Consider the following 17801-nt stretch of genomic DNA (forward strand, 5'->3'; position numbering starts at 1 on the left):
GAGTTGTCAGTTTTTTCATGCCGGCGGATCAGATCGCCGGGAAAGGCTTGTCGGATGCGATACGCGCCAGCCACCCTGGCCCTTGACCTCTCGCGCCGCCCTGCGCGCCCGGCCGAGCAGGCTGCGCACAGTCTCCCTGCTGCCAAGACGGCGGCTGGCGATGCCAATCGCGACGGTCACCGTCTGGCCCGGGGGCAGCTCGGGAAACCGCATATGGGCACAGAGCGCATCGGCGCGTTCGGCGGCCGTCAAGTGGTCCATGCCATTCTGCCAGACGGCAAACTCCTCGCCGCCCACCCGTGCCAGGAGGTCGCCCGGGCGGATCGTGGCGCGAAGCTGGTTGCCCAGTTGCGCCAGCAGACGATTGGCATGATCGCGGCGGCCAAGCAGGGCGTTAAGCCGCCGGAGATCGTCGATGTCGACGAGGCAGAGCGTGCCGACCTGATCATCCAGGTCCAGGCGATCGATGTGCCGGTCCACCTCATCGAGAAACCATCGCCGATTTGGCAGGCCGGTCTGCCGATCGATGCCGATCTGGCCCGTGTCGCGGCTGATCAACGTCCGTAGCGAAACCGCCAGCGCCGCCGCCAGGCCTTGATCCGCTTGCGCCCATGGGCAGCCGCACTGTTTTCGCCAAAGCAGCAGTCCGCCGGGCGATCCGGGCGGGAGCACCCAGGGACAGGCCATGATGGATCGCTTGTCCAGCGCCATTGTATAGGTGGGGCCCGCCGAATTCGCTACCAGCAAGCCATGGCCGAGAGCAACGGTGTCCAAGCCGCCAACGCCGACACTGGCGGAGACAAAATATCCATCCTTCTCCTGGTTCAGCTCCAGGATTGCCACGCCCTCCAAGTCGGATGCGTCACGTACATCCTGCAAAAGCGCAACGATCGAACTGTCATAGCTCGTGTTGTTCAGCACATCGTCCTCTTTCTTGTACGGTAGCGTGTCGAGAATACCCGACAATGACCGTATACGCCAGGAAATCACAACCTGAAGTAGTATGGGTCGTGTGCGCTTGTCGCCGCGATTGGCAGTCTTCCAGCATTCCGCCATCTGGCATTCCGCCATAGAGTGAGCGATGACGAAGGAGGAGACATCTCATGCGTGCTGCATGGTACGATCGGCAGGGGCCGGCGGGTGAGGTCATCGTCACCGGCGAACTGGCGACACCGGAACCGGGACCTGGTCAGGTGCGGGTGCGGCTGGAGGCATCGGGGGTCAACCCAGCCGACACCTATCGCCGGCGCGGCGCGGTTCCGGCTGAGTATCCGCGCGTTATCCCGAACAGCGACGGCGCCGGCGTTGTCGACATGGTCGGCGAGGCGGTGGACAGCAACTGGATGGGCAAGCGGGTCTGGCTTTACAACGGTCAGCGCAATGGACGCTGGATGGGCACCGCGGCTGAGTTCATCGCGCTGGACGTGGACCTGGTGAGTGAACTTCCCGATCACATCTCGTTCGCCGAGGGCGCGACCTTAGGGATCCCGTGCATGACCGCGCATGGCTGCGTCTTTGCCGCCGGCGCCGTGCAGGGACGGACATTGCTGATCACCGGTGGCGCGGGCGCAGTGGGTCATTACGCGGTCCAGCTTGCCGCCTGGGCGGGTGCGCGGGTGATCTCCACGGTCAGTTCCGCGGCCAAGGCCGACCGGGCGCTGCGCGGCGGCGCGGAATGGGTCATCAACTACCGCTCGGAGGATGTGGCGGCACGGGTTGCGGCGATGACCGGGGGAGCCGGCGTGGATCACGTCGTCGACGTTGACCTCGGTGGCAACCTCGCGGCGGTGCTTGGCTCGGTGCGGGAGAATGGCAGCATTGCCTACTACGCCACCAATGGAGCGTTGGAACCGGCGGTCAACCTGCGCGCGCTCATGGGCCGCAATCTGACAGTGCGGGGTTTCGTGCTGCCGACCAGCCCGCACCCCAACCGTAAGCGGGCGCAAGCCGACATTGCCAGCTTCATTAAGGCGCCAAACCGGATCCTCGCAGTGGCCGAACGTTTCGCGCTTTGTGAGACAGCCGCCGCTCATGCTTGCGTGGAGACGGGCGGCAAGATTGGTACGGTCGTCGTGGAGTGCGCCCGCTAACGACCGACGGCACCCTTACGCCCCTTATTCGAGCAATGCCCGAATAAGGGGTTAAAAACCAGCTAGACCTCCACCTCCTGCTCCCGGTCGGCATCGCCATCGGGATCGCCTTCCGGCTTCGGTAAAACCGGCGCCGATGCCTCAGTGATCTCGAAGTCTAGCTTGTTGTCCTTGAGCGTCACCTTCACCGCGCCGCCCTTGACCAGCTTGCCAAATAACAATTCCTCGGCCAACGGCTTCTTGATGTGCTCCTGGATGACGCGGCCCAACGGACGGGCACCATACAGCCTATCATAGCCACGTTCCGCCAGCCATTCCTTGGCGGCCGAGGACAGTTCGATCGTCACGTTCCGGTCCGCAAGCTGGGCTTCCAGTTGCATGACGAACTTTTCCACGACACGGCCGACAATCTCCGGCGTCAGGCCAGCAAAGGTGATCGTGGCGTCCAGGCGATTGCGGAATTCCGGTGTGAACAGCCGCTTGATCGCGTCATCATCCTCGCCCTGGCGAACCTCCCGGCCGAAACCGATCGCCTCCTTGGCCATGTCGGATGCACCGGCGTTCGTGGTCATGATCAAGATGATGTTGCGAAAATCCACCGTTTTGCCGTTGTGGTCGGTCAGCTTTCCGTGGTCCATGACCTGCAGCAGGATGTTGAACAGGTCCGGGTGGGCCTTTTCAATCTCATCCAGCAGCAGCACGGCATGCGGATGCTGATCGATCGCGTCGGTCAGCATGCCGCCCTGGTCGAAGCCGACATAGCCCGGCGGCGCACCGATCAGGCGGGAGACGCTGTGCCGCTCCATGTACTCGGACATGTCGAAGCGGATCAACTCGATGCCCATGGTGGCGGCCAACTGGCGCGCCACCTCGGTCTTGCCGACGCCGGTCGGGCCGGAGAACAGGTAGTTGCCAATCGGCTTTTCCGGTTCACGCAGTCCGGCGCGGGCCAGCTTGATCGCGGCCGACAGCGCCTCGATCGCCTTGTCCTGACCAAACACCATTGACTTCAAATCGCGTTCCAGATTGCGCAGCGTTTCCTTGTCGTCGGCGGAAACGGACTTAGGCGGGATGCGGGCGATCTTGGCGACGATCTCCTCGACGTCCTTCAAGGTGACGGTCTTGCGGCGCTTGTGCTCCGGCAGCAGCATTCGGGAAGCGCCGACTTCATCAATGACGTCGATGGCCTTGTCCGGCAGCTTGCGGTCGTGAATGTATTTCGCCGACAGCTCTACTGCGGCGCGGATCGCCTCATCCGTATAGCGGACCTTGTGGTGCTTCTCGTAGTTAAGCTTAAGGCCACGCAGGATCTTCACGCTGTCTTCCAGCGAAGGTTCATTCACGTCGATCTTCTGAAAGCGGCGGACCAGGGCGCGGTCCTTCTCGAAGTAGTTGCGGAACTCCTTGTACGTGGTGCTGCCGATGCAGCGCAGGGTGCCGGACGCCAGGGCCGGCTTCAGCAGGTTAGAGGCATCCATGGCGCCCCCGCTGGTGGCACCCGCGCCAATCACGGTATGGATCTCGTCGATAAATAGGATGGCGCCAGGCTGGCTTTCCAGCTCGTTCACCACCGCCTTCAGGCGTTCCTCGAAGTCGCCACGGTAGCGGGTGCCGGCTAGCAGCGCGCCCATGTCCAGCGCGAAGATGGTGGACTTGGCCAGCACTTCCGGCACATCGCCCTCGACGATGCGCTTCGCCAAGCCTTCGGCGATGGCGGTCTTGCCGACGCCGGGATCGCCAACATACAACGGGTTGTTCTTGGTGCGGCGGCAGAGGATCTGGATAGTCCGTTCGATCTCCGAGTCGCGGCCGATCAGCGGGTCGATCTTTCCGGCGATCGCCTTCTTGTTCAGGTTGACGCAGTAGTTCGACAGCGCATCTTGATTGCGACGGCTGGGCTTTTCCTCGCGCTCCTGCTCCGGCGGAGTTTCCGGCTGCTGCGCATTGGTGCCGGTGACGGGGCGCTGAGCGGATCGTCCGGGCGCCTTGGCGATACCATGGCTAATAAAGTTGACCGCGTCCAGTCGTGTCATGTCTTGCAGTTGCAGGAAATAGACGGCGTGGCTTTCCCGCTCGCTGAATAGGGCGACCAGCACGTTGGCGCCGCTGACCTCATCCCGGCCGGATGACTGCACGTGGATGGCGGCGCGCTGCACCACGCGCTGGAAGCCGGCAGTGGGTTTCGGATCGCCCGGCCGGTCGGTCGCGAGGCCGGCAAGATCCTTGTCGAGGAATTCCGTCAGGTCGCTGCGCAGCTTGTCGAGGTCGACGCCGCAGGCGCGCAGCACGGTCGCGGCATCGGTATCGTCCGCGAGGCCCAGCAAAAGATGTTCCAGAGTTGCATACTCGTGTCGCCGCTCACTGGCGAGCGACAAGGCGCGGTGAAGCGTCTGTTCGAGGTTCCGTGACAGCATATTCGACGCTCCTACACACTAAGGTCCGGTCTGGACCCGATCATCACCGAACGGCGCCACCGTTCAGGCCTTCTGACGACTAATCCCGGTCTGGCGGTGCCGGAACCCCTTCGTCATTCCTTCTCAATAGTACATTGCAGAGGATGCTGATTTTGGCGTGCCAAGTCCATGACCTGAGTCACTTTTGTTTCAGCCACCTCATATGTGTACACCCCGCATACCCCGACACCCCGGCGATGGACGTGCAGCATGATCCGGGTTGCCTCTTCGCGGTTCTTCTGAAAGAACCGTTCCAGCACGTGAACGACAAACTCCATCGGTGTGTAATCGTCGTTCAGCATCAAAACCTTGTACATCGCCGGCTTGCGTGTTTTCGGACGGGTCTTGACCACGACCCCGGTGTTGGGACCTTCCGTCGTGCCGCCGCCACGTTTGTCGCTGTCGCTCATGGTATTCGCACCCAATTCATCGTCCCGCGCCCAACCGATCCATGACCAGCCGACCTGTGAAAGGCCCGCCCGCGGTCCGCCCGCTGCTTTGCGTCCTTGCATTCGCTACCCGAACCGTTCGGGCAGGACTTCATCGGTAATCCAGTCTTCCGCCTTCGTATCATGCCGGCCGGCATCCCTGCCTGCTTGTTTGATCAAGCCCGAACATAGTGGAAGGCCGAGCGGTGATGAAAGAGCCTTGCATTGCCGTCAGATGACGATTGCGCTGACTGGGCGCCGCCGCAAGAGGGCAATGGCCTCACGAGAATGGGATTTTTCTATTTCCGATGTCAGAAGGCTGTCAAATTGCTAATGTCTAAATGGGGCGGTAGGCCAGACAGCAAAGGCCCGGACAATTGCCCGGGCCTTTTTTCAGTCGCTGGATAAATTCGCTGGCAATCCTGCCGAACCGGAAGCCGCGGCAGAATGACCTTTGGCGGGTTGAATCAGGCCGCCTTGCCGAACGTCTCAACCGCCAGCGTGACGCGTGCGGTGATCGGCGCCAGGGCCTGCTCGGTCAATTTCATGGACGCATCGGTTAGCTTGCCAGACTCCGACATCGTCTTCTCAAAAGCGGACCGGGCGAACGCGGCCTGCAGTTCGAACACGTCCTTCAACGACTTCACTGCGGTGAAGGCCTTGAAGGTGGAGACGGTTTCCGCCAGGCTGTTTTGTGCCGTGGCGGCAACATGCTTGGACAGGTCCTGCATCCCGGCGGTCCAGATCTGACCGGACTTCACCACCGCTTCGACATTCCCCTGGCCGAACGTAACCATTTCTTCTGCTGTCTTCATAGCCTTTTCCATTCCTTCCTTGACTTTGGCCTGGGTTGTTTCAAACCCCGCGGTCGCCTTGGCCACGCCTTCCTTCAGGTTAGACACCGTGGCATCGATGGCTTTCTCGGAGGTGGCCGAGGCGGCTTCCATCGGCGGGGCGATTTCGGTCAGCTTTGTTTTCATGTCAGTCTCTCCTTTGAAGGCGCGAGCACGTCACGCCGGAAATCCCTGCGGCAGGCGGAGCTTTCGCTGCACTGCAACACAAAATTGATATAGAAGTGCGATTTGCCGATGGCAAGCGGTTTTTGTGCAGTGCACAAAATTTCTCGGCCCCATTTTGGCCTGCCTCGGACCGTTGCTATTTCGGCTTAATCGGCGCCACGTTAGGTTCGTCACGTAACGTCCTCACATTTTGCGTTTTTTCCGGATTTTCGTCTGGACATTTGACGTTGGGGAAACATAAAGTCTCGGCATCGCACGGAAAGGGATGTGAATGGCTGGCTTTTCGTTGCAAAGTCTCAGAAAATTGCCGAACTGGCGGTTGCTCTCCTGGGCTTTGTCGGCTGCCGCTCTCCTATCCATTTTCCTCGTCCGGCCGGCGCACGCCCAGATTGGGTCGGCGCGCTACAGTTCGATCATCGTGGACGCCGCCTCGGGCGACGTGCTGGAGGACGTGAATGCGGATCAGCCGCGGCATCCCGCCAGCCTGACCAAGATGATGACCCTGTATCTGACGTTTGAAGCTATGCGCGACCGCCGGATCACGCTTGATCAAGCCGTTCCCGTGTCGGGTCATGCCGCATCAATGGAGCCGACCAAGCTGGGCATTCTCCCCGGCTCCAGGCTGACGGTCCAACAGGCGATCCTGGGCTTGGTGACGAAATCGGCGAACGACGCCGCCGCGGCGCTGGGCGAACTGCTTGGCGGCAGTGAAGATCGGTTCGCCCAGATGATGACGCTCCGTGCCCGGTCGTTGGGCATGACCCATACCACTTTCCAGAACGCGTCCGGCCTGCCGGACCCCGAACAGTGGACAACGGCGCGCGACCTGGCGGTCCTCAGCCGGCACCTGATAACGGATTTCCCCGCCTATTATGGATACTTCTCCACGCCGAGCTTCGCCTGGCACCGGCAGATTATCTTCAACCACGACATGATGCTGCGGTCTTATCCCGGCGCCGACGGATTGAAGACCGGCTACACCGAGGCATCCGGCCATAATCTGGTCACCAGCGCCGTTCGCGGCGGCGTACGGCTGGTGGGCGTCGTGCTGGGCGCGGCCTCTAACGGCGAACGCGACATCCACATGGCCTCGCTGCTCGACCATGGCTTTGAGCAAATGGATGTGCCGATCGCCCACAAGCCTGTGCCGCTCGTCCCCCGGATCATGCTGATCTCCTCCGCACACGCCGCGGAACTGCCACGGCCGCTTGCTGGTATGCGCCTGCGGATCGCCGCGTCGAACTGGGCCATCCAGGTTGGCAGCTATACAACTGAACAGGCGGCCCGCGCGGCGGCCATTGCCGCCAGGCGGACGGTGGAGGACGGCGATATCAGGGTGGAACCCGCGGCCGTGCGTCGCAGAACCGTGTGGCGCGCACAGATCGCCGGACTGCGCAGCACCGAGGCTCAGGAAGCCTGCGCCAGCCTGAGCCATCGCCGCGGTCAGTGCATGGTGATCCGGCCCGATACGCACGTTCTGGCCAGCCGGTAGTACCAGGTAGCGAAAGTCTCGATCCTCCGCCGCGCATTAGTCATGCGGATGAAGGTCGGCAAGACGGGCGAACACGGTGGCAATTGGTCAGGCCCTGCGAGCCGTTCGCTCGGCAATGCGTCAACCGATCCTGCGCACGCCGCGCCGTTACATCGCATTCCGCCGGGCGAGGTCGCCTTTTAGAAAGTCGATGTGCCTGTCGATGGGGTCTGTCCAAAGATGCCGCGAAACACCGGCCACGAAAGCACGTTGACCTTGCGCCGCGGAAGCCGGTTGCGCATGTTACAGCGGGATTGAAGCCGAAAAAGGGTTCAGGGCGGAGCAGGACGATGGACGGCGGGACAGACTCAAGGCGCATTACCATTCACACGCCGGAGGATTTCGCCGGTATGCGCGCTGCCGGCCGTCTTGCGGCCGAGACTCTGGACATGATCGTGCCGCATGTGAAGCCTGGCGTGTCAACCGGCATCCTGGACCAGCTTTGCCATGACTTCATCTTGCAGCATGGCGCGACTCCGGCGCCGTTGAATTACCGCGGCTATCCCAAGTCGATCTGCACGTCGATCAACCATGTCGTCTGCCACGGTATTCCCAGTGACCGCAAGTTGGAGAACGGCGACATCCTGAATATCGATATCACGGTGATCCTGGATGGCTGGCACGGCGACTCTTCACGCATGTATGCCGCCGGGGTGCCGAATACCCGGGCCCGCAACCTGATCGAGGTGACCTACGAGTCCCTGCTGCGCGGCCTGCGGGCGGTCAAACCGGGTGCGACACTCGGCGATGTCGGCCACGCCATTCAGACCTTTGTTGAAGGCCACCGCTTCAGCGTGGTGCGTGATTTCTGCGGCCACGGCATTGGCCGCCGCTTCCACGAGCCGCCCAACGTGCTGCATTTCGGCCGGCCCGGCGACGGTCCCATCCTGCGCGCCGGCATGTTCTTCACCATCGAGCCGATGGTGAACGCCGGCCGGCCGGAGGTGAAGGTCCTTGATGATGGCTGGACCGCCGTCACCCGGGATCGCAGCCTGTCCGCGCAGTTCGAGCACATGATCGGCGTGACCGACAGCGGCTGCGAGATTTTCACGCTGTCCCCGGCCGGCCTGGACAAGCCGCCCTTCGCCGTTAGCTGATTAGCAATCATTTCGGCATAGCTTCGGCGGCGACCTGTTGCCGCGAGTGTGCATGACGAAACGCCCGAGATCGAATTGTATGGCGGACGAGGCTGCCCTGCCCGGCCTGCTGCCCAGTGACGCAATCGACGACAACGCCATCGGCGCCGACGGTCACCGCATGCGCATGCGGCAGCGGCTGCTGAAGACCGGCCCGGACTCGTTGGCGGATCACGAGATGCTGGAGATGGTGCTGTTCCTGGCGCTGCCTCGACGTGACACCAAGCCGATCGGCAAAGCCCTGCTGGCGAAGTTCGGGGACTTTGGCGCGGTCATCGGTGCGCCGGTGCCGGAACTGGCAACGGTTGAGGGACTGGGGGAGGCCGGAGCGGCGGCATTGAAGCTGGTGCAAGGCGCGGCGCTGCGCCTGTTGCGGCAAGAGGCCGCGGCGACACCCGTGCTGGCGAGCTGGGACCGGCTGATCGCATACCTGTCGGCCAGCATGGTGCATGAACGGATCGAGCAGTTCCGCGTGCTGTTCCTCGACACGCGCAACCGGCTGATCGCCGACGAGGTGCAAAGCCGCGGCTCAATCAACCACACGCCGGCGTATCCGCGGGAGGTGGTGCGACGCTGCCTGGAGCTGCACGCCAACGCGGTGATCCTGGCGCATAACCATCCCAGCGGCGAGCCCACGCCATCGCGGGAGGACGTAACGATGACCGCCGACATCCAGCGCGCGCTGGCGACGATGGGGATCGCCGTACATGACCACATCATTGTCGGCCGTTCGAAGTGTGTCAGCTTCCGTGAGGCCAAGCTGCTGTGAAGGGCGGCGTAGGCTTCACGTCCATCAGGATTCGGGCGATAGAGGTGTCGGCTCGGGGCGGCATGCGGCGCCCGCGGGTCGTTTGGGATTGGCCACCACGATCACCGCCAAGCGCGGCTTAGAAGAGCGTCCAGCGCGTTAATGATCCGGACATCCTCGCTGACGAGCGACATGACCGGCGTTAGGGCCGGCGTCCAGTCATTAGGCGGCTCGGCGCGGCAGGAAGCCGCGGCCGCCGTCGGGGCTGTAGACAAGCCCACCGACGCGAACAAGCGCGGCCAGCACGGCCTCGATCTGCGGCAGGATTCTGCGGCCCTGGCGGAAGCGGACGGCGAGGTCGGTGGCGCTGAGCGGCGCGGTGGCCGAGGCGAGGGCCGACAGCACGGCGGCGGTCTGTTCCAGTTCGCTGGTCGGAAAGGCTGGTTTCGGGCCGCTGACGGCAGCCTCGGCGGCCTGGTTCATCGCCCCGCCGGTCAGGCTGAGTTTTTCTTTTGAACTGCCGAAGCGAGGAATTTGGTAGTCGGGGCGAAGCCAGCGGACGTGGCCGGCGGCTTCCTCCCGCACCCGTTCCTGGTTGAGCGCGACCAGACGGGCCAGGATGTCGTTGTCGCTCAGGTCGGCGGCCCAGCCATAGGCGACGGCAACGGCGGCATCCAGTTCGTCGTGGTATTCCTTCAGGATCAGCACCAGGCCATCGTCGAAGATGCGGCGGTCGTCGGGAGCGAGGGCACTGGGCGCGGTGCCGGCGCGGAGCTTTTCCAGCACGTTGTAGAGGCCGGTCAGCGTGAGGTGCGGGTGCTCGGCCAGCACGCGCTTGCGGTGGGCGTCAAGGTTTTCGGCAACGACCCGAATGCGGTGTTTCTGGAGGTCGTCGGGAGCGGGAAAGGGAAAGGGATCGAAGCAACGGGTTTTTACGTAAACAGGATCATTGCCTATTCCAAGCCAACTCCCGGCGCGTGTAGCCCATGTCGTATGACTTCTCGAAGATAGTATGCCCAACAGGCAAGCGTCGTCACTTCCGATAGCAATAAGTTTGTTGTCTGGACAAATTGATGCTTCGAGGAACTGAAAAACACGATATTTCGCGGTTTCAACTGTGGCTGTATATCGTGGCAGCCGATCCAACGCAGGCCGCAGTTCCCGGCGAGGTTCACCGAAGACCCACCAATTCTGCCTGTAGGTCTCACGGTTATTAAGATCACGTTCCGGCTTCACAGTTGCGGCGACGTGCTGATAAACTTCCGGAAAGTTGCGCCGGACGTCTTCAATGCCCAAGCCGAATAGGTCGATTACCATGACCCCGCGCGGCCGAGCAGTCAGGTCACGGCCGTTGCGGTAGTTGCGAATGTGCTCTTCCAGTCCTGGACGTCGGCCAAGCCCTAGGTGTGCAGCGACATCTGGCGTGACGATAAAGCCAGCACCGTGAAGAGACATGCCGCGAGAGGACAAACCTTCGTTCGCCAGCAGTGGCAAACTTTCAGATACATTCACGCCGACCGTAAGGTCCGAATTAACTACCCCGCGAAACTCCCTGAACTCGATCACTGGCGCATCCGTATCCAGTCCAGCTTCGCGCACGACCTCCCGCAGCACCCCTTCCCGCGGTCCAGCCTCAACAACCGTCATGGCGATACGCACCGCCGCCGCGTCTCGTGTTGCCTTGGTCCAAGGATGGTCCGGAACGGCCATCACCAACGAAATCGGCGCCTTGGCAAGCAGGTGCCGCTCCATGACGCGGCGCTGGAACACCTGAGTGATGGAATTAGTCGTCACCAAGCCAAATCGGCGCAACACGGTGCCCTTGCGGGCCAGCAGGCCGGCAGCATGATTCCACCAGTACATCACGAAATCGGCCGACTCGTTCATGTCTGGATGGGCGGCCCAAAGCGCCTCCGTCCATTCGTCGCCCAGGCGCGCGCGAATGTCCTTGCCGCCGATAAACGGCGGGTTGCCGACAATGAACTCCGCCGCCGGCCAATCCGGCTTGTGCGGGTTGGTGTGGTGGTAAACCTCCGTCACCGACCCATCGCGCCCGCGCCTCGTCAGCGGCACACCGTGCGCATCGCGAGCCAGACTCACGTCCGCCGCCAGCACCGCGTCGAACCGGCCTTGGATATTATGGAACGCATGCAGGATTGGCTCCCCCGGCATCCCACCCTTGATCCGGAAGTGCCACTGCAAATACCCGATCCACAGCACCAGCTCGGCGATCGCCGCCGCCCGAGGGTTGATCTCCAGCCCCAGGAACTGGTGCGGGTCGACTGTGTGCCCCGCCAGCCCGGTCAGCGCCTCCTGCCCGCCCAGCGACGCCAGCGCCTCCAGCACCTCGCCCTCCAGCCGCTTCAGCAACTCCAGCGAGACGTACAGGAAGTTCCCGGTGCCGCAGGCCGGGTCCAGGATGCGGGTCCGGCACAGCGTGTCGTGGAACGCCCGCACCGTCGCCACCGCTTCCTTCGCTCGCCCGGCCGACTTCTGCCGCTCCGCCGTGGACAGCGCCTGCTCCCAATCTTCGCGCAGCGGCTCGATCACCGTGGCGACGACCAGCCGCTCCACATACGCCCGCGGCGTGTAGTGCGCGCCGAGCCGCCGGCGCTCGGCCTTGTCGAGCGCCTGTTCCAGCAGGGTGCCGAAGATCGAGGGATCGACTTCCTTCCAGTCGAACGACGCGGCGCGACGCAATTCGCCGATTTCCTCGCGGCCCAGCGGCAGGACGGTGCGGGTGCGGAAGAACTCGCCGTTGAAGCGGCGTACCTTGGCTTCCAATGCGAAGGCGAAGGCGCCGGTGTCCATCGCCTCCCACAACTGCCCGACCAGGTGGACGAAGCGCGACGGGTCCGCCTCGCAGCGTTGCAGCAGATCGCGAAACCCGTGCTCCGGCAGCAGCTCGATCCCCGGTGAGCAGGCGAACATGGTGAACAGGCAGCGCATCAGGAACATCGCCACCGCCTCCGGGTCGTGCTTCTGCTCTTCCAGCGCCTTCGACACCGAAGCCAGCCGCTCGGCGATCCCGCGCGTGACGCGCGCCGTCTCCCGCGCCGGGTCCAGGTGCATCGGCTCGGTCCAGATGCGTGCCAGCCGGTCGCGGATCTCCGGCCGGCGCAGGTCCTCCAGGTAGATGCGGAAGGACTGGCGGTCGGGGAACTGCGCGTAGTTCTTGCCCTGGCCGGAGAAGTCGGCATAGGTCTCGATCACGTGGCCGACGTCGCAGACCAGGATGAACGGCGGCCAGCCGTGGTCGGTCGGCAGCGCCCGCGCATAGCCCTCGGCCTGGCGGCGGGCGTTCAGCATCAGCACGTCCCAGGTCCGGCTGGCATCGCGCACGCCGCGCTTCGGCGGCTCCAGGCCCGGCAGATACTGGACCGCGAGTTCCTTCGCCCCGCCCGCCTGCCGTGACTGCTTGGCTTCCAGAACGAAGCAGTTGCGCTTGTAAAGGTCGATGCGGCCGAGGCCCTGGGTGCCGTCGGTAGCCTGTCGCTTGACCGCGCGCTCGAACACGTAGTCGTTGTCCTCGGTGTTCGCGGCCGCCGGTTCCGGGCGGCGTACGCCAAGCACGTCGCATAACTCGGTCAGGAACAGGGCATAGTTGGCACGCTCCTGGCCGCCTTCCTGGCCTTGCCAGCGAGCGATGAAGCGGTCGACCGGTGCGGAGTCGCTGGTCATGTGGCGTGATGAGCCAGGAGAATCATTACAGGAGCATAGAGGACAGGCGCCGCGCGGGCAACGCGGTTGTAAGGTTGAACCTACGCCTCGTATCGTGACGTGATTTCCAGAAACCTGTCGTACTGCAAGGTGCCGGAGAAGCGCGACCTTATCGCGCTGGGTGCCTAAAAGGACTAGGATGCTCATATCCGACGAGGAACAGCGCGAAGATCACCAGCGCAGGATGGACCAGATGGCTTTGAACATTGAGAAAATGCGGTCGGGTATGGCGTGGGAGGCGGCAAGTTCCTCGTCTCCACGGTGCTTGCTGCCGCGGCTCTCATTGGCGCCGGCGTGGCGATGGCAACTATCTTGGTCGACAACCGCCGCCCCCAGTACCGCGCCAGGTCATCTTTCAGCTTGGTTCCATTGTGGTAGCCCCGGCCGCACCCGCTGCCTCAATAAAGTGAATAAGCGATCCGTAAGGCGATTGAGCTTGGACGCCATGTCGCCGTTGTTGCCCGGTAGGTGCCAGTAAAATATAGCGTCCGCATGCAAGAGCGGCTCTCTGTCACGCATCGGCGGGCCGTGCCAAAATACCTGCATGATGGATCGCATTGATAGTTGGCTGAGGCTTTGTCCCGACGCTGCCATCGACCCGCTCCCCGGAATGCGGAAAGCCGGCCTGCTGGACCCGGTGCCCGACTATGCAACGATCGCGCGCCTAAAAGCTGTCCTGGTCGAGCGAACCGGACTGCTCGGCATCGGCAGCGTCTGGAGCGGCCGACATCTTGTCTTCCGCCACTTCCTTGGTTTCGGCACAGCCGCGCAAAGGGCGGAATGGGCCGCCCGCGGCCTGGCTGTCGGCATCTCCGAACCCGACGTCGGCGCGCATCCGAAGCGGCTGACTACCCGCGCGGACAGGACGGACACCGGCTTCCGCATCACCGGGCGGAAGGCGTGGGTCAGCAATGGCCCCTCGGCCGACGGGATCATCGTCTTCGCCATCACATCGGAAGTGGCGGGCCGCAAGCAGTACAGCGCCTTCATCGTGCCGCGTGACACACCGGGTCTTGGCATCGGCGAAATGCCCGGCTTGCACGCCCTGCGTCCATCACAGCACTGCCTGTTGACCTTGGACAACTGCCCGGTGCCTGCCGCCGCGATGCTGGGGGAGGCCGGTTCGGCCTACGGCCGCATGGCGCTGCCGTTCCGCGACATCGAGGACGCGGTCGGCAGCTTCGGCACCCTGGGCGCGCTCCGCCATTCCATAAGCCTGTTCTCCGGCGCAACGTTACCGGACCAGGCGGCGGACCTGGGCGCCATCGTCGCGCTGACGGCGGTGTTCGCGGCGGCCGCCGAACCCATGGTCGCAGCATTGGATGCCGGACGCTTCCGGACCGGCAACGCCACGCTGGTGGGGCTGCGCGTCCTGGCGACGGATATTGTGCATCGGCTACGGACCCTGTCGACGGGCCTCCACCGCGACGCGTTGATCGACATGATCGCCGACCTGGAGGCGACCCTTTCCGTCGCCCGTGGTCCTCGGATGGCACGCCAGACCTACTTGGGTGAGGCCGCTCTTCATACCGCCAGCCGCGCGGAATGAACCTGTCCCGTTGCCCCTGGGCCGAGATCTCGGACGCGAAGATGCAAGCCTATCACGACAGCGAGTGGGGGGTGCCGCAGCACGGCGACCAGGCACTGTTCGAACTGCTCACCCTGGAAGGCGCCCAGGCCGGACTTTCCTGGCGCATGGTGCTGCACCGGCGGGATGCCTACCGGGCGGCGTACCACGGCTTCAACATTTCCCGCGTTGCCGCGATGACCGATGCGGAACTGGAAAGCCTGTTGACCTGTTCGCCGCTGATCCGCAACCGGCTGAAGATCTTCTCCGTCCGCGCCAACGCCCACGCGGCGCGCGGGGCAATCGACGATCATGGCAGCCTGGACCGATATCTCTGGTCTTTCGTGGGTCACCAGCCGATCCGCAACCGGCCCAGTGGCCGCGCCCAGGTGCCGGCGACCACGCCGCTGTCCGACCGTATGAGCAAGGCACTGCGCAAAGACGGCTTCCGTTTTGTCGGCTCCACCATATGCTATGCCTTCATGCAGGCGTCCGGCATGGTGGACGATCATCTGACAAGCTGCTTTCGTTACACGCAGGAGGAACCCTGATGCAGAACACCGAGGAAATCTGGCGCCTGGTCGACACTAACCAGGACGACTTCATCGCCCTGTCCGACCGCGTCTGGGAAATGCCGGAACTCTGCTACGCGGAAGTTCGGTCATGCGCCGAACACACCGCCATGTTGGAGGCCAAGGGCTTCCGCGTCACCCGCGAGGTTGCCGGCATCCCGACCGCGGTGATGGGAGAGGCCGGCGAAGATGGCCCGGTGATCGCCATTCTGGGCGAATATGACGCGCTGCCCGGCTTATCGCAGGAAGCCGGGGTCGCACAGCAGAAGCCGTTGCCAGGACCCGGCTTCGGCCATGGCTGCGGGCATAATTTGTTAGGATCAGCCTCGATGCTGGCCGCCACGGCGGTGAAGGACTATTTGGACGCCAATGGCATACGGGGGCGTGTCCGCTACTATGGCTGTCCGGCCGAGGAAGGTGGCGCGGCCAAGGGCTTCATGGCCCGCGCCGGCGCGTTCAGCGATGTAGACATTGCCATCTCCTGGCACCCGTCGTCGTTCTCCGGTGTCAATCCGGCGAACTCGCTAGCGAATACGCGCATTGATTTTTCCTTCCAGGGGCGAGCCTCGCACGCCGCGGCGTCGCCGCACCTGGGGCGCAGCGCGCTGGACGCGGTGGAGCTGATGAGCGTCGGCGTCAACTACATGCGTGAGCACATGCCGTCCGACGCACGAGTGCATTCCGCCATTCTGGATGCCGGCGGTGTGGCGCCGAACGTGGTACAGGCTTTCGCCAAGGTGCGCTACTTGGTCCGCGCCGCGACCCTGCCGGAGCTGTCCAAGCTGGTCGAGCGGGTCCGCAAGATCGCCGACGGCGCGGCGCTGATGACGGAAACCAAGGTCACAAGCCAGGTGGTCAGCGCGGTGTCTAACCTGCTGGCCAACACGCCGCTGGAGCGCGCGATGCAGGACAACCTCGACCGCCTCGGGCCGCCGCCGTTTGACGAAGCCGACCGCCGCGCCGCCGCCGAATTCCAGGCGACGCTGTCGGACGAGGACATCGAGGCATCGTATCGGCGGGCCGGGGTGCCGGTGCGGCCGAATGCGCCGCTGTGCGACCTGATCATCCCCGCGGATGCGATGGCGGCGGGTGGCATCGGCTCGACCGACGTCGGCGACGTAAGCTGGGTGGTGCCGACGGTGCAGGCGCGTGGTGCAACCTATGCGATCGGCACGCCGGGCCACTCCTGGCAGTTGACGGCGCAGGGCAAGATGCCGGCCGCGCACAAGGGTTTGGTGCATGTGGCGAAGGTCATGGCCGGCACTGCGCTGGACGCGCTGCGCGACGAGACCTTGATGGCGCGCGCCAAGGCGGACCATCAGGCGCGGATCGGCCGCACCCCATATGTCTGTCCGCTGCCGGCCGACCTCGATCCGCCGATCAAGATGTCGGCCTGATGCGGACACCGCTCTGCCGCATGCTCGGGGTGGACTTCCCGCTGCTGGCGTTCAGCCATTGCCGCGACGTTGTGGCGGCGGTCAGCAAGGCCGGCGGGTTCGGAGTATTTGGGGCGGCGGGGTATGCGCCGGAGCAGCTCGAGACGGAACTCGGCTGGATCGACGCACATGTGGATGGGCGGCCTTACGGCGTCGATCTGCTGGTGCCGGAGAACCTGTTGGTACGCACCGATCCCGGCGCCACCCTGGCTGATCTGGTCGCCCGCATCCCTGATACCCACCGCGCCTTCGTGCACGACCTGCTGCGCCGCCACGACGTCGATCCCACCCAGGGTGCCCAGGCGCGGGAGGACCCGAACCGTCCGCCGCCCTATCAGACAGAGACGGCTGACCGGCTGATGGATGTCGCCTTCCGCCACCCAATCCGGCTGATCGCCAACGCGCTCGGCGTACCACCAAGCAGCATGCTGGAACGCGCCCGCCGCTTCGGCATTCCCTGCGCCGCGCTGGTCGGCGCGCGCGAACATGCGGTGCGCCAAGTCGCCGCGGGCGTCGACATTCTGATTGCCCAGGGCGGCGAGGCCGGCGGCCACTGCGGGGAGGTGTCGACGCTCGTGCTGGTGCCGGAGGTGCTGCGCGCGGCGCAGGGCAAGGTGCCGGTGCTGGCGGCCGGCGGCATCATGACCGGGCGGCAGATGGCGGCCTGCATGGCAATGGGGGCGGCCGGCGTGTGGACCGGCTCGGTCTGGCTGGCGACGACGGAGGCGGAAACTTCCCCGGTATTTCGCGACAAGATGGTTGCCGCCCGATCCCGCGACACTGTCCGGTCGCGCGGCCGCACCGGCAAGCCGGCGCGCCAGTTGCGCTCCGCCTGGACCGACGCCTGGGAGGCGCCGGACAGTCCCCGCCCGCTGCCGATGCCGCTGCAAGGGCTGATCAGCGAGCCGGCGATGGCACGGGTGAACCGCGCGGCGGAGGCAGGGAACGCCGACGCGGTGGCGCTGGTCAGCTACTTCGTTGGCCAGGGAGTCGGGCTGGTGGACAGCATTCCAAGCTGCCGCCAGGTGGTTGCCGGCTTTATGACCGAGTTCGCCGAGGCGCTGGACGACATGCGGACATTATCCGAAACAGGAGACTGAG

The 17801-nt window shown here is 64.2% G+C and carries 13 protein-coding genes; 8 read left to right on the plus strand and 5 right to left on the minus strand.

Annotated elements, in window-relative coordinates:
* Positions 1-15 precede the first annotated feature (15 nt).
* Entirely contained in the window at positions 16-966 is a 951-nt protein-coding gene (locus ACQY4S_RS19760; RefSeq protein ID WP_428486922.1) for a GGDEF domain-containing protein, read from the minus strand.
* Positions 967-1103: 137 nt separating this feature from the next.
* Here ACQY4S_RS19760 and ACQY4S_RS19765 point away from each other — a divergent pair, with 137 nt between their 5' ends.
* The gene (locus tag ACQY4S_RS19765; RefSeq protein ID WP_428486923.1) at positions 1104-2090 is read left to right on the plus strand and encodes an NADPH:quinone reductase; all 987 of its coding nucleotides are present in this window, start codon (positions 1104-1106) and stop codon (positions 2088-2090) included.
* A gap of 62 nt (positions 2091-2152) precedes the next feature.
* Here ACQY4S_RS19765 and clpA read toward each other — a convergent pair whose 3' ends face one another.
* The 3 genes from clpA to ACQY4S_RS19780 form a co-directional block, all read right to left on the minus strand.
* Entirely contained in the window at positions 2153-4504 is a 2352-nt protein-coding gene (gene clpA, locus ACQY4S_RS19770) for an ATP-dependent Clp protease ATP-binding subunit ClpA (protein WP_428486924.1), read from the minus strand.
* Between the two features lie 113 nt (positions 4505-4617).
* Positions 4618-4953 (minus strand): ATP-dependent Clp protease adapter ClpS, encoded by a 336-nt coding sequence (gene clpS / locus ACQY4S_RS19775; RefSeq protein ID WP_428486925.1) that lies wholly within the window; start codon positions 4951-4953, stop codon positions 4618-4620.
* Between the two features lie 485 nt (positions 4954-5438).
* Positions 5439-5951, minus strand: a complete 513-nt coding sequence (locus tag ACQY4S_RS19780) for a phasin family protein (RefSeq protein ID WP_428486926.1) — start codon at positions 5949-5951, stop codon at positions 5439-5441.
* Between the two features lie 310 nt (positions 5952-6261).
* On the opposite strand from ACQY4S_RS19780, the gene ACQY4S_RS19785 reads away from it, so the two are divergent.
* From ACQY4S_RS19785 to radC, 3 genes are all read left to right on the plus strand, one after another.
* Positions 6262-7482: a D-alanyl-D-alanine carboxypeptidase family protein gene (locus tag ACQY4S_RS19785; protein ID WP_428486927.1), complete on the plus strand. Its 1221-nt coding sequence runs from the start codon at positions 6262-6264 to the stop codon at positions 7480-7482.
* A 329-nt stretch (positions 7483-7811) separates the two neighbouring features.
* A complete protein-coding gene (gene map, locus ACQY4S_RS19790; RefSeq protein WP_428486928.1) occupies positions 7812-8618 on the plus strand; it encodes a type I methionyl aminopeptidase in 807 nt (268 codons plus the stop codon).
* Between the two features lie 79 nt (positions 8619-8697).
* A complete protein-coding gene (gene radC, locus ACQY4S_RS19795; protein WP_428486929.1) occupies positions 8698-9426 on the plus strand; it encodes a RadC family protein in 729 nt (242 codons plus the stop codon).
* Between the two features lie 201 nt (positions 9427-9627).
* Here radC and ACQY4S_RS19800 read toward each other — a convergent pair whose 3' ends face one another.
* Positions 9628-13086 (minus strand): class I SAM-dependent DNA methyltransferase, encoded by a 3459-nt coding sequence (locus ACQY4S_RS19800; protein WP_428486930.1) that lies wholly within the window; start codon positions 13084-13086, stop codon positions 9628-9630.
* 583 nt (positions 13087-13669) lie between these two features.
* Between ACQY4S_RS19800 and ACQY4S_RS19805 the strand changes: the two genes are divergently transcribed.
* The 4 genes from ACQY4S_RS19805 to ACQY4S_RS19820 are packed head-to-tail and all read left to right on the plus strand — an operon-like array spanning position 13670 to position 17800.
* Positions 13670-14674 (plus strand): acyl-CoA dehydrogenase family protein, encoded by a 1005-nt coding sequence (locus ACQY4S_RS19805; RefSeq protein WP_428486931.1) that lies wholly within the window; start codon positions 13670-13672, stop codon positions 14672-14674.
* Positions 14671-15243 (plus strand): DNA-3-methyladenine glycosylase I, encoded by a 573-nt coding sequence (locus ACQY4S_RS19810; RefSeq protein WP_428486932.1) that lies wholly within the window; start codon positions 14671-14673, stop codon positions 15241-15243. Before ACQY4S_RS19805 ends, ACQY4S_RS19810 begins: the two co-directional genes overlap by 4 nt.
* The gene (locus ACQY4S_RS19815; protein WP_428486933.1) at positions 15243-16661 is read left to right on the plus strand and encodes a M20 family metallopeptidase; all 1419 of its coding nucleotides are present in this window, start codon (positions 15243-15245) and stop codon (positions 16659-16661) included. The genes ACQY4S_RS19810 and ACQY4S_RS19815 overlap by 1 nt, the downstream gene beginning before the upstream one ends.
* Complete coding sequence (locus ACQY4S_RS19820) at positions 16661-17800, plus strand: NAD(P)H-dependent flavin oxidoreductase (RefSeq protein WP_428486934.1); 1140 nt, start codon at positions 16661-16663, stop codon at positions 17798-17800. Before ACQY4S_RS19815 ends, ACQY4S_RS19820 begins: the two co-directional genes overlap by 1 nt.
* The last annotated feature ends 1 nt before the right edge of the window (position 17801 follow it).

Source organism: Rhodopila sp. (genome assembly GCF_965276935.1).
GTDB lineage: Bacteria > Pseudomonadota > Alphaproteobacteria > Acetobacterales > Acetobacteraceae > Rhodopila.